General features: G+C 66.0%; 11 protein-coding genes. 2 read left to right on the forward strand and 9 right to left on the reverse strand.

The window, feature by feature from the left end:
- The first annotated feature begins 5 nt into the window (after positions 1 to 5).
- Positions 6 to 1,097, forward strand: coding sequence for an FAD-binding oxidoreductase (locus tag L1965_RS03965; RefSeq protein ID WP_235755116.1), 1,092 nt, complete (start codon positions 6 to 8; stop codon positions 1,095 to 1,097).
- Positions 1,098 to 1,103: 6 nt separating this feature from the next.
- On the opposite strand, the gene murD is transcribed toward L1965_RS03965, so the two are convergent.
- The 9 genes from murD to L1965_RS04010 form a co-directional block, all read right to left on the reverse strand.
- The gene (gene murD, locus L1965_RS03970; RefSeq protein ID WP_235755117.1) at positions 1,104 to 2,507 is read right to left on the reverse strand and encodes a UDP-N-acetylmuramoyl-L-alanine--D-glutamate ligase; all 1,404 of its coding nucleotides are present in this window, start codon (positions 2,505 to 2,507) and stop codon (positions 1,104 to 1,106) included.
- Positions 2,508 to 2,580: 73 nt separating this feature from the next.
- The gene (gene mraY, locus L1965_RS03975; protein WP_235755118.1) at positions 2,581 to 3,663 is read right to left on the reverse strand and encodes a phospho-N-acetylmuramoyl-pentapeptide-transferase; all 1,083 of its coding nucleotides are present in this window, start codon (positions 3,661 to 3,663) and stop codon (positions 2,581 to 2,583) included.
- A complete protein-coding gene (locus tag L1965_RS03980) occupies positions 3,663 to 5,033 on the reverse strand; it encodes a UDP-N-acetylmuramoyl-tripeptide--D-alanyl-D-alanine ligase (protein WP_235755119.1) in 1,371 nt (456 codons plus the stop codon). Before L1965_RS03980 ends, mraY begins: the two co-directional genes overlap by 1 nt.
- Positions 5,030 to 6,514 (reverse strand): UDP-N-acetylmuramoyl-L-alanyl-D-glutamate--2,6-diaminopimelate ligase, encoded by a 1,485-nt coding sequence (locus L1965_RS03985; RefSeq protein ID WP_439332044.1) that lies wholly within the window; start codon positions 6,512 to 6,514, stop codon positions 5,030 to 5,032. The genes L1965_RS03980 and L1965_RS03985 overlap by 4 nt, the downstream gene beginning before the upstream one ends.
- Positions 6,515 to 6,525: 11 nt before the next feature.
- Entirely contained in the window at positions 6,526 to 8,358 is a 1,833-nt protein-coding gene (locus L1965_RS03990) for a peptidoglycan D,D-transpeptidase FtsI family protein (protein WP_235755121.1), read from the reverse strand.
- Positions 8,355 to 8,702, reverse strand: a complete 348-nt coding sequence (gene ftsL, locus L1965_RS03995; protein WP_235755122.1) for a cell division protein FtsL — start codon at positions 8,700 to 8,702, stop codon at positions 8,355 to 8,357. The genes L1965_RS03990 and ftsL overlap by 4 nt, the downstream gene beginning before the upstream one ends.
- On the reverse strand, positions 8,702 to 9,670 hold the full coding sequence (gene rsmH / locus L1965_RS04000; RefSeq protein ID WP_235755123.1) for a 16S rRNA (cytosine(1402)-N(4))-methyltransferase RsmH: 969 nt from the start codon (positions 9,668 to 9,670) through the stop codon (positions 8,702 to 8,704). Before rsmH ends, ftsL begins: the two co-directional genes overlap by 1 nt.
- Before the next feature lie 3 nt (positions 9,671 to 9,673).
- The gene (locus L1965_RS16100) at positions 9,674 to 10,195 is read right to left on the reverse strand and encodes an MraZ-related protein (RefSeq protein ID WP_235755124.1); all 522 of its coding nucleotides are present in this window, start codon (positions 10,193 to 10,195) and stop codon (positions 9,674 to 9,676) included.
- A gap of 607 nt (positions 10,196 to 10,802) precedes the next feature.
- A complete protein-coding gene (locus L1965_RS04010; RefSeq protein ID WP_235755125.1) occupies positions 10,803 to 11,888 on the reverse strand; it encodes an Mrp/NBP35 family ATP-binding protein in 1,086 nt (361 codons plus the stop codon).
- Positions 11,889 to 12,230: 342 nt separating this feature from the next.
- Between L1965_RS04010 and L1965_RS04015 the strand changes: the two genes are divergently transcribed.
- Positions 12,231 to 12,452, forward strand: coding sequence for a DUF1127 domain-containing protein (locus tag L1965_RS04015; RefSeq protein ID WP_235755126.1), 222 nt, complete (start codon positions 12,231 to 12,233; stop codon positions 12,450 to 12,452).
- The last annotated feature ends 8 nt before the right edge of the window (positions 12,453 to 12,460 follow it).

Genomic DNA, 12,460 nt, shown 5'->3' on the forward strand with positions numbered 1-12,460 from the left:
AGACGATGAAGAAGCCGCGCAGGAACTGGGCCGCCGAGCCATGGGACGATTCCGAGATGCTGGAATGCACCCAGATCGTGCCCGAGACCCCCGATACCTGGACCTTCACCTTCCGGTCCCCGTCGGGGGCCTGGTTCGACTATGAGCCGGGCCAGTTCATCACGCTGGATCTGCCTGTCGATCCCTCCCGGGGCGAGGCGGGGAACGTCCAGCGCACCTATACGATGTCGTCGTCTCCGTCGCGGCCGCTGTCGATCTCGGTCACGGCCAAGGCGCATGCCACTTCGGTCGCGACTCGCTGGATGATGGATCACATGAAGCCCGGCATGAGGATCCGCGCCTACGGACCCTCGGGCATCTTCAGCTTTCACCGGCACCCCGCGAAGAAATACCTGCTCATCTCGGCCGGGTCGGGGATCACCCCGATGATGTCGATGACGACCTGGGCGTGGGATTCGGGCGAGATGCCCGACATCGTCTTCGTCCATGCCGCGCGGCGTCCTTCGGACATGATCTTCCGCGACCGGCTTCAGCAACTGGCGAACCGCGTTCCCGGCCTGCAGTTGCGCCTGACCGTGGAAGAGCCCGAGCCGTTCAAGGCGTGGCCGGGCTTTCATGGACGTCTCAGCCAGATCATGCTGGGCCTGATGGCGCCGGACTATCTGGAACGCGAGGTCTTTTGCTGCGGACCCGAGCCCTTCATGCAGGCGGTCCGCGAAATGCTGATCTCGCTTGGCTACGACATGGAGCATTACCACCAGGAGAGCTTTGGCGCGCCGATCGCGACCGAGGCCGAGGCTCCGGTCATCGATGACGTCATCCTGGACGACGATGCCAAGGCGCAGATCCGCTTTGCCGCCAGCGAGGTGGTTGCAACCTGCCACGAGACCGACACGGTCCTTTCCGTCGCCAAGCGGTCGGGCCTGAACATCCCGTCAGGATGCACCTTCGGCCTGTGCGGAACCTGCAAGGTCCGCAAGCTGTCGGGCGACGTGCACATGGTCCACAATGGCGGCATCAGCGACGAGGACATCGAGGAAGGCTGGATCCTCGCCTGCTGCTCCAACCCGATGGGCAAGGTCGAAATCGACGCCTGACGCCGATCAGCGCCTTTGCAGGGCTTCGACCAGCGCGGTGAAATGCTCGCCGCGCTTTTCGAAATCCGCATACTGGTCGAAACTGGCGGCTGCCGGAGCCAGCAACACGGTGTCGCCGGGTTGGGCTTCGGCGGCGGCGCGACATACGGCCTGGTCCATCGTCTCGGCGATCTCGTGCGGGGTCTGGCCGATTTCCAGCGCAAAGTCGCGGGCCGAATGCCCGATCAGATAGGCCTTCGACACCCGGCCCAGATGTGGAACCAGGGCCGCGATGCCGCCATCCTTGCCCAGCCCCCCCGCGATCCAGCGGATCCGGTCAAAGGCCTGCAGGGCCTTGGCGGCGGCATCGACATTGGTCGCCTTGCTGTCATTGACGAACCGCACACCACCGATTTCCGCCACAAGCTGGCTACGATGAGGCAGTCCCGCGAAGCTGCGGAAGGCAGCCTCGATCTCGCGCGGGGCCAGCCCCACGGCGCGGCAGGCCGCATAGGCGGCACAGGCATTCTGATGGTTGTGGGCGCCCGGCAATCCGCCGATCTGGCGCATGTCGATCGAGCCGGCCTGACGTCCCTTGCGGTATTCGGCCAGAAAACCCTTGCGGGCAAAGACCGACCAGGCACCGCGATCCAGTTTCTGTCCCGCCGAAATGCGGATCACCCGGTCATCGGCGGGGCCCATCTGCAACTGGCCCGCCAGATACAGCCCCTCGGGTTCGTCGACACCGATCACCGCGCGATCCGGGCCGCCTTCGGCAAACAGGCGACGCTTGGCCGCGAAATATCCGCCAAGGCCCGCATGGCGATCCAGATGATCGGGCGACAGGTTGGTGAAGACGGCCACGTCCGGCGTCAGGGCGCGCGCCAGATCGGTCTGATAGCTGGACAGTTCCAGCACCACGACCTCGCCATCGACAGCCGGCTGCAGGGACAGCACGCCGGTGCCGATATTGCCGCCCATCTGGGTCGGCCGTCCGCATTCGTTCAGGATATGGTGGATCAGCGCGGTCGTCGTGGACTTGCCGTTCGAACCCGTGACCGCGATCACCTTTGGCGTCCGGTCGAACCCGTCCCAGTCGGGGGTGGCATAGCTGCGGAAAAACAGCCCGATATCGTTGTCGACCGGCACCCCCAGCGCGCAGGCCATCGCGATCGCGGGATGTGGTCTGGGATAGAGATGCGGAATGCCGGGCGAGGTGATCAGCGCCGTCACGCCGTGCCAGGCATCCGGATCGGTCAGATCCACGATGCGCAGCCCTTCGGCCCGGGCGGCCTCGCGGGTGTCGTGGCCATCATCCCACGCGACGACCGTTGCGCCGCCCGCAGCCAGGGCCGCGACCGTGGCCTTGCCGGAACGGCCAAGGCCGAGGACGGCAACAGTCTGGTTTTCAACGCCTTGAACCGCAATCATCCGGCACACCTGATCTTGAACGCCGGGGCAGTCTGCCTCCGGACCCGCGAGGACATCTGCAACAGACCATGGGTCAGCGCAGTTTCAGCGTGGCAAGCCCGATCAACGCAAGGATCAGCGCGATGATCCAGAAACGGATCACGATCTGTGCCTCTCCCCAGCCCTTCTTCTCGAAATGGTGGTGGATGGGCGCCATCAGGAAGACCCGCTTGCCGGTGCGTTTGAAATACAGGACCTGGATGATGACGCTGAGCGCCTCGACCACGAACAGGCCGCCAACGATGGCCAGCACGATCTCGTGCTTGGTGACAACCGCGATGGCGCCAAGCGCGCCGCCCAGGGCAAGCGATCCGGTGTCCCCCATGAACACCGCCGCGGGTGGCGCGTTATACCACAGAAAGCCCAGCCCGCCGCCGATCAGCGCGGCCACGAAGATGAGGATCTCGCCCGAACCCGGGACATGGTGAACGCCCAGATACTCGCTGAAATCGACGCGCCCGACCGTGTAGGCGATCACGCCGAGCGTGCCGGCGGCGATCATCACCGGCATGATCGCCAGCCCGTCCAGCCCGTCGGTCAGGTTCACGGCGTTGGCGGCGCCGACGATGACCAGCATCGCGAAGGGGATGAAGAACAGCCCCAGATTTATCAGCGCGTCCTTGAAGACCGGCATGGCAAGCTGGCCCGTCAGGTCCGATGGATGCAGCCACATCGCCCAGCCCGAGGCGATGAAGGCCAGCGCCAGGCCAAGCGCCATGCGCACCCGGCCCGGGACGCCCCTGGTGTTCTGTTTGCTGACCTTGGAATAGTCGTCGGCAAAGCCGATCGCAGCATAGCCCGCCGTCACCGTCAGCACGATCCAGACAAAGCCCGTGTCCAGACGCGCCCAGAGCAGGGTCGATACAAACAGCGCCGACAGGATCAGGATGCCACCCATGGTCGGAGTGCCGGCCTTGACCAGATGGCCTTCCGGACCGTCATCGCGGATCGGCTGGCCCTTCTTCTGCGTGCGCCGAAGGTAATTGATCAGCGGCCGGCCGAAGACGAAGCCGAAAAGCAGTGCGGTAAAGAACGCCGCGCCCGCCCTAAAGGTGATATATCGAAACAGGTTGAAGAGGTCGCCCCCTTCGGAAAGGCTGCTCAGCCAATACAGCATCACGCATCCCCTTCGTTCAGGGCATGCCTGAGGGCGTCAACAACGGTCGAGATCTTCGAGGATTTCGACCCCTTCACCAGAACGGTGTCGCCGGGCGCGACCAGCGCGTCGACCCGTGCGGCCAGTTCTGCCGCGTCCCGTGCCCATTCGCCACGCTTGGCGGGCGGCAGGGCGTCATGCAGATGCCGCATCCGCACACCCGCGCTGTGCACCAGATCGACCTTTCTCATCGCCGGATCGTCGGCCACGGCTCGGTGCATCATCATCTCCTCCGGGCCCAGTTCCAGCATGTCTCCGAGGATCGCCACGCGCCGGCCACCCTCGAGTCCGGCCAACGTCGCCAGCCCCGCGGCCAGTGAGGCCGGGTTGGCGTTGAACGCATCGTCGATCAGCCGGATGGAACCCAACTCCTCGACGGCGCCGCGACCCCGGGGCGGGTGCCAGTCGGCCAGATGCCGCGCCGACTCTGCCAGATCGGCGCCGGCCGCCGACAGGGCGGCCAGCACGCCGACGGCATTCAGTGCGAAATGCGCGCCGGTGGTCCGCAACGTGAAATCGACGGGCTCGCCGGTGATCGTGGCGCGGCAGGACAAGGCGCCGGCCTCGGGCCTGGCATGCACAAGCCTTGCCATTCCCTCTCGGCCAAAGCCCAGCACGATGGCGCCCGCCGCGTCCGCGCAGTCGCGCAGGATCGGGGTGACGGGCAGGTCCTCGGGCAGGATCGCGGTGCCCGCGGGTTCCAGCCCCAGGAAGATCGCGCCCTTTTCACGCGCGATCCCGTCGATTGCCCCGAACGCTTCGAGATGGGCGGCGGCGACGGTGGTGATCAGCGCGACATGCGGGCGGGCCAGCCGCGACAGGGGTTCGATTTCGCCGGGATGGTTCATGCCGATCTCGACGATCGCGAAATCGGTATCGGCCGGCATGCGGGCCAGCGTCAGCGGCACGCCCCAGTGATTGTTGTAGCTCGCCTCGGCGGCATGAATCCGCCCCTGTCCCGTCAGCGCGACCCGCGCCATGTCCTTTGTCGAGGTCTTGCCGACCGAGCCGGTGATGGCGACGACCTTGCCGGTCATCCGCGCCCGGCCCGCCCGGCCCAGATCCTGCAGCGCGGGCAGCACCGCCGGCACGATCAGCAGCGGCGCGTCGGCGGGCACATTGTCGGGAACATGGTCAACCAGCGCGGCGCAGGCGCCGCTCGCCAGGGCCTGCGCCACGAAATCATGGCCATCGCGCACATCCTTCAGCGCGACGAACAGATCGCCCGGGCTGATCGTCCGCGTATCGATCGAGACACCCGAGGCCGTCCACTGACCCTGGGCCCGTCCTCCGGTCGCGGCGGCGGCGTCAGTGGCCGTCCAGAGGCTCATATCCTGCCATCCAGCGCGGCGACCGCGACCGAGGCCTGTTCGGCATCGTCGAACGGATAGACATCATGGCCGACGACCTGGCCGGTCTCGTGGCCTTTGCCGCAGATCAGCAGCGCGTCGCCCGGTTGCAGCGCATCGACGCCGCGCAGGATGGCCTCGGCCCTGTCGCCCACTTCGGTCGCCTCGGGACCCGCGCCCTCCATGACTGCGGCGCGAATCGCTGCGGGGTCCTCGGTTCGGGGGTTGTCGTCGGTCACGATCACCACGTCGGCATGGTCGCGCGCGGCCTGCCCCATCAGCGGGCGCTTGCCCTTGTCACGGTCACCACCCGCGCCGATCACGCAAATGATCCGGCCCATCACATGCGGCCGCAGCGATTGCAGCGCCGCGATGACCGCACCGGGCTTGTGGGCATAATCGACGAACACTGCCGCGCCGTTCTCGCGCTGTGCGACAAGCTGCATGCGGCCGCGCACGGTCTGCAGTTCGGGAAGGGCCCGCAGCACCCTCTCGGCCGGATCGCCCGAGGCCAGCACCAGCCCCACCGCCGCCAGCACGTTTTCAGCCTGGAAACCGCCGATCAGCGGCAGCCGGACCATGTGTGCCTGCCCCATGAGCGAGAATCGCAGATCCTGGCCGGTCGAATCGTAACGCTGCCCCAGGATCCGCAGCAGCGCAGCCTCGCCGTGGCCGACACTGGTCAGCGCCAGGCCGCGATCCATGGCGATGTCGGCCATCTGGCGACCGCGCTCACCATCGACATTGATGACGGCGGCTTCGCCATCTTCAAGAATATGGTTGAACAGCAATGCCTTGGCCGCGAAATATTCGTCAAAGCCGGCATGGTAGTCCAGGTGGTCCTGGCTGAAATTGGTGAAGGCCGCAGCCTCGACCCGCACGCCGTCCAGCCGCCTCTGGTCCAGCCCGTGGCTGGAAGCCTCCATCGCGGCATGGGTGACGCCAGCCCGGGCTGCCTCGGACAGCACGCGATGCAGGGTGACGGGTTCGGGCGTCGTATGGGCCAGCTTGGCCTCGTAATCGCCCTGAACGCCCATCGTGCCAAGACTGATCGCCTTGTGCCCCAGCGTCTGCCAAATCTGCCGTGTAAAGCTGGCGACGGATGTCTTGCCCGAGGTGCCGGTCACGGCCACGACATGGTCCGGCTGGACCTCGAACCACAGCGCGGCGGCGCCCGCCAATGCGGCACGCGGGTCCTCGGCCACCACCAGCGCGCCCGACCAGCCGGCCAGCGACTCGGCCGCCATCTCGGCGCCGGCGCGATCGGTCAGCACCGCGGCCGCATCCATCCGAAGCGCGTAGGGAATGAATTCGGCGCCGTGCCGTGCCGACCCCGGCAGCGCCGCGAACAGGTGACCCGGCTTGACGGTGCGGCTATCGACGGAAAGTCCGGTGATGGCCGGATCGCGCCCATCCCTTGCCCGCAGCCCCAGCTGCGCCAGCGTCTTCGTGGTCTGCCTCACCGTTTCACCCGTCATCTGCTCGAAACGAGCTTTATCCCATCGGCAGGCTGGGGTTCAACACGCGGCAGGAAACGCGGAGCGATAGCCGGCAGTTTTTCGTCGGTCCTGGCCGGCAGCCCGACCAGCGGCGCCAGGCGGCGCACCAGCTCGGCCGCGACCGGCACGGCGGTCATCCCCGCCGTCCGGCTTTCACCACCGCCTGCGCTGCGGGCCGACGGCTCATCCAGGGTGACGATCAGCACATATCGGGGATCGCTGGCCGGAAAGACCGAGGCGAAGGTCGCGACCACCTTGTCCTTGTAGTAGCCGCCATTGGGACGAGGCTTGTCGGCGGTGCCCGTCTTGCCGGCGACCTCGTAGCCCTCGACCTCGGCCTGGCGCGCGGTGCCGCGCGTCACGACCTGACGCAACATGCCGATCGCCATCTCTGCGGCGCGGGCCGACAGGACCTGCTCGCCCTCGGGGCGCTTGCGGCCGTGGATCAAGGTCGGCGTCACGCGCTTCCCGTGGTTTGCGATCGTCGCATAGGCCGAGGCCAGATGCAGCGGGCTGGCGGCGAGCCCGTGGCCAAACGACACCGTCGCCGACGTGACCGCCGGCCAGCGTGACGGCACCAGCGGCTGGCCGGTGGGCGCCTCGACCATCTCGACCGGCGTCGGCGCGAACAGGCCCAGCTTTTCCAGGAAGTCCTTCTGCCGCTCGACCCCCAGCATCTGGGCGATCCGCACCGTGCCCACGTTCGAGGATTTCACGATCACATCCGTCGCGCTCAGCTCTTTTCCGTAGTTGTGGAAATCGTGGATCCGATACTTGCCGATCTTCATCGGGCTTGAGGAGTTGATGCCCGAATTCGGGTTGATCAATTTCAGGTCCAGCGCCTGCGCAACGGGGAAGATCTTGAAGGTCGAGCCAAGCTCGTACTGGCCCTGCACCGCGCGATTGAACAGCGGGCTGTCCGAGGGGTCGCCCTTCAGCAAGGGCCGGGGCCTGTCGTTGGGATCGAAATCAGGCAGGCTGGCCATCGCGACGATCTCGCCCGTCTCGACCTCCATCAGGATGCCGGCCGCGCCCTTGGCGCGCATCAGCTTCATGCCCGATCCCAGCACCTCTTCCATCGCGGACTGCACCGTCAGGTCGATCGAAAGCGCCAAGGGCGCCCCGTCATGCGTCGGATCGCGCAGCCAGTTGTCGAACGCCTTCTCGACGCCCGCCACACCCAGCACCTCGGCACTGCTGACACCCTCGTTGCCGAAGCCCGATCCGCCGAGAATATGGCTGGCGACATCGCCGTTGGGATAGACGCGCATCTCGCGCGGGCCGAACAGCAGCCCGGGCTCGCCGATATCGTGGACCGCCTGCATCTGTTCGGGGCTGATCTTGCGCTTGATCCACATGAATTTGCGGCCGCCGGTAAAGTCCTTGACCAGCTGCGCTTCTTCCAGGTCGGGAAAGATCTGCGCCAGGCCCTTCGCCGCGCCAATCGGGTCAACCATCTGGCGGGGATGGGCGTAAAGCGAATGGGTCAGCAGATTGGTTGCCAGCACGCGGCCGCGCCTGTCCGTGATGTCGGCGCGTTGCGACATGATCTGGCCGGACAGGACCTGGCTGCGCGGCTCGCTGGGTTCGCTGGATGCCAGCGCGCCCATCCGCAGCCCGACCGTGCTGAAAGCCAGCACGAAACAGGCCGCCATCAGCACCAGCCGGCCTTCGGCCCGCCGGCGCGCCCTGTCCTGGATTTCCTCGTGCCGCCGGCGTCGGTTCTCGGCCTCGATCTCGTCGGGGTTCTCGCCGCGTTCACGGGCGCGAAGGATACGGGCCAGCGGGCGCAAGGGGGTGCGGATCATGGCTGTTGCTCCTCGGAATCGGCCCTCTCGACGGGATCGGCGTCGGGCGGCGCAGGCGGCTTTGGGTAGTCGACATGACCCAGATCGATGTACTGGCCGGATTCGACCGGCACCAGTTGCAGGCGTTCAAAGTTCAGATCGACCAGTTCGCGCAGGCGATCGGGCCGGTTGAGATAGGCCCATTCCGCCCGCAGCACGCCCAGATCGTCGCGCAGGCCGGCGATCTCGCGCTGAACCTGACCCATCTCGCTGATCTCGGCCTGGGTGCGGTAATTCTCGCGATAGGCCCAGAAGGCCAGCCCCATCACCAGCAGCGTCACCAGCAGATATGTCAGAGAGCGCATCAGCTGCCCCCTTTCGCTGGCAGACGCGGCATGGCCAGGGCACCTGCGTCGATCTCGGCGGCCGGCGCGTCGGTGCGGATGGCGACGCGCAGCAGCGCCGAACGTGCGCGCGGGTTGCCGGCCGTTTCATCCGCATCCGGGCCGATGGCACGGCGAAACGGAAGGCGGAAGGCTGCCGGCGCGGTCTCGGGCACCGGGGCATAGCGGCTGCCGCCCCCGGCGCTGTTCGACCGTGCCTGCATGAACCGCTTGACGATCCGGTCCTCAAGCGAGTGAAAGCTGACGACGGCCAGTTTGCCGCCCGGCTTCAAGGCGCGCTCGGCGGCGGAAAGCCCATCGACAAGCTGGCGGAATTCGTCGTTCACCCAGATGCGGATGGCCTGGAAGCTGCGAGTCGCCGGATGACTCTGCCCGGGCTTCGGCCGCGGCAGGCAGGAGGCCACGATTTCAGCCAGTTGTTCGGTCCGCGTCAGGGGGCGGGCGGCGACGATCGCGCGGGCGATCCGGCGCGAGGCGCGCTCTTCGCCGTAATGGAAAAGCACATCCGCGATCACCGCTTCGTCCGCGCTGTTCAGCAGGTCGGCGGCAGACGGTCCCCCCTGGCCCATCCGCATGTCCAGCGGGCCGTCGCGCAGGAATGAAAACCCGCGCTCGGCCTGATCCAGCTGCATCGAGCTGACGCCCAGATCAAGCACGACCCCGTCGAGCGGTTGTCCGGCCAGACGGTCCAGTTCGGAAAATGTGCCCTCGACCAGCCGCAGCCGGTCGGCATACTCGCCGGCCCAGCCCTGCGCCATCGCAAGCACGGCGGGATCTCGATCGACGCCGATGACCAGGTCCGCCCCGGCCGCAAGCAGACCGCGCGCATAGCCGCCCGCCCCGAACGTGCCGTCCAGCCAGATGCCGCAAACGGGTTCGACCGCTTTCAGCAGCGGCTTCAGCAGGACAGGGATGTGCGGGTCGGCCATGGGTCAGCCCTCGCCCCCATTGGCCGCCTGGCCCGCAAGGCTGCGCGGATCGAAACCCGGCCCTTTCGATGCCGCGAATTCCTCGACCTCGAGAATATCCTTGGGCGGCGATTCCGGCAGATAGACCTTGAGATAGTCGCCACTGGCCGCGAATGTGACCTCGGCGCCGTTTTCGAAACCAAGCTTTTCGCGCAGTTTCTGCGGCAGCATCAGCCGCCCCTCGCGGTCGATCTCGAGATCGACCGATTGCGCATTCATCAGTTGTTCCAGCCAGCGCCTTTCGACGCTGCCGCGCTGCATCAGGTCGATCTGAAGGTCGATCGTCTCGATGGCCTCGATCGTGTAGAGTTCGAGCCAGTTCCACCAGTCGGGACCATAGACGGCGACAAGCTGCGCGCGACCGGTGTTCGAAGTCGCAAAGGCCGGGTCGCATTGTTCGAATTGCTTGCGCATCCGCGCAGGAACCGACATGCGGCCCTTGCTGTCGACCTTGACGGTCTCGGTGCCCCTGAACTTGCTAGCCACGCCGGCCTGACCTCACTGTCCCGCCCCTTTCGCCCGCCCGAAAGAGAAAGGGCGGATCGGGCCGCTGCCACTGCCCGATCCGCCGCCCTCGTTCCCATTGCCTGGGCCCCTTTCGGGGGGTGTTCGTCCCGTCGCGCGCCACCTGGGGGCAGGTGCTGCTCGCACGCGCGGTCGAACCTTTTTGGAAAACGGATGCCTGCATGAAACCTGCTTCGCCTCTTGGGGTCTTGATGCCCCTTGCTGCCCGTCTTCGTGATTCAGTTGTGACATGGGATTTCATGGGAGGCAATGGATTTCTTCGCCACCTCTGGTCCCGAAATCCGGTCAAAACGGCCCCGCTCAGGCCATTCCCCCTCGCGACCGGCAATCAAGACACAACCTCTGGAATATTACTCTGCCGGGCACGCAATATGTAGAACAGGCATGCGTGGACGGCAGAGGTGGCCCGTTTTCCCAGAAAAGAGACAAACGGCCTGCGTCAGGACGATTCAAACGCCTGAATCACGTCCTTCAATGGGAACATCACGGCGAATCACAACCGCGGGAGCCGTTCTTGCCCAAGGTGGGGTGAATTCCCACCGGCCCTGCCGAAGCGTGCTCTGGCCTTTCAGGCCACCCCGTCACGGACAAGACGTTCGGCGAGTCTGGCATAGGCATGCGCCGTCGGGCCGTCGCCCAATGCGACCGGAGTGCCCGAATCGCCCGAGAGCCGAACCTCAAGATGCAGCGGCAACTCTCCCAGGAAGGGCAGGTCCAGCGCCTTCGCCTCGGCCGCCACGCCGCCATGTCCGAACAGATGAGCCTCGTGGCCGCAATTGGGGCAGACATAGCTGGACATGTTCTCGATCAGTCCCAGAACCGGGGTCTTCAGCTTGTCGAACATGTCGATGGCCCGGCGCGCATCCAGCAGCGCGACGTCCTGCGGCGTCGAGACGATGATCGCGCCGGTGACGGCGGCCTTCTGGCACAACGACAGCTGTACATCGCCGGTGCCAGGCGGCAGGTCGATCAGAAGGACGTCCAGCTCGCCCCAGTTCACCTGCTGCAGCAACTGCTGCAAGGCGCCCATCAGCATCGGGCCGCGCCAGACCACCGCCTCGCCTTCCTTCAGCATCAGTCCGATGGACATCAGCGTGACGCCGTGGGCACGCAAGGGCTCGATCCGCTGACCGTCCGGGCTTGCCGGTCGTCCCGACACCCCCATCATGCGCGGCTGCGATGGCCCATATATATCGGCATCCAACAGGCCGACACGACGCCCGGCCCGGGCCAGGGCTACCGCAAGATTCGACGCGACCGTCGATTTGCCCACGCCCCCCTTGCCCGACCCGATCGCGACGATGTGCTTCACGCCGGGTATCGCCTGCGGTCCCGCCTGTCCGGTGGGGTGCCGACCGATCTTCATCGGCGGCGCCTCGCGGCCGCCCGGTCCGGCTGCCGGCCGTCCTGCGGGGGCGGTCACGACGATCTGGACCTTCTCGACCCCCGGCAGGGCCTCAAGCCGCCGTCGCGCCTCTGCCTCGACGGATGACAGCGAGCGCGCCATGTCGGCATCCGCCACCTCGATCACGAATCTGACCGTCCCAGCCTCGACCGTCATCGCGCGCACAAGGTCGGCTGCGGCCAGGGTGCGACCGTCCGGCAGGGCGATATCAGAGATTTCCCCAAGGGCAACTTCGCGGGTCACGGTCATGTCAGAACCTTTGTTGAGTGTCGCGTGCAGCATGATGCATGCCTGAAGAAGCGGCAACCACCCTCCTGCGACATGCTGCCCACTATTCTGACAAGCGCTTTCACTACAACCGATTACCGGCCTGCCAAATCAACGGCTGAAACATTTTCTGAGTAAAATTTCCGCGTTAATTCAATATTAACCATTGGCCAGACTGCTCCGAGTCATGCGATTGCTGCATGGCAGCATTTCCAAACGATCCATTGTGCATCCGCAGCATCAGCCCCATCTTTGTGTCAACGAAAGCGCCAGACCATCCGGGCCGGGCGCTGACCGCAGAAGAGATGCGAAAGGAATTGAAGCATGGCCGTTATCGCCCACACACAAGCCGCCGCAGTCGGCGTGCGTGGTCGCCTGTTGGCAGCGATACAGCGTCTGCAGGAAAACCGCGCGCGAAATGCCGTCTATCGACAGACGGTCCGCGAACTGAATGCGCTGACGAGCCGGGATCTTGACGACCTGGGTATCAGCCGCTCGATGATCTCCCGCCTGGCGCATGAAGCGGCATGGGGTTCGTCGAAGTAAGAATTCGC

It is taken from the genome of Paracoccus salsus, assembly GCF_021556615.1.
Lineage (GTDB): Bacteria > Pseudomonadota > Alphaproteobacteria > Rhodobacterales > Rhodobacteraceae > Paracoccus > Paracoccus salsus.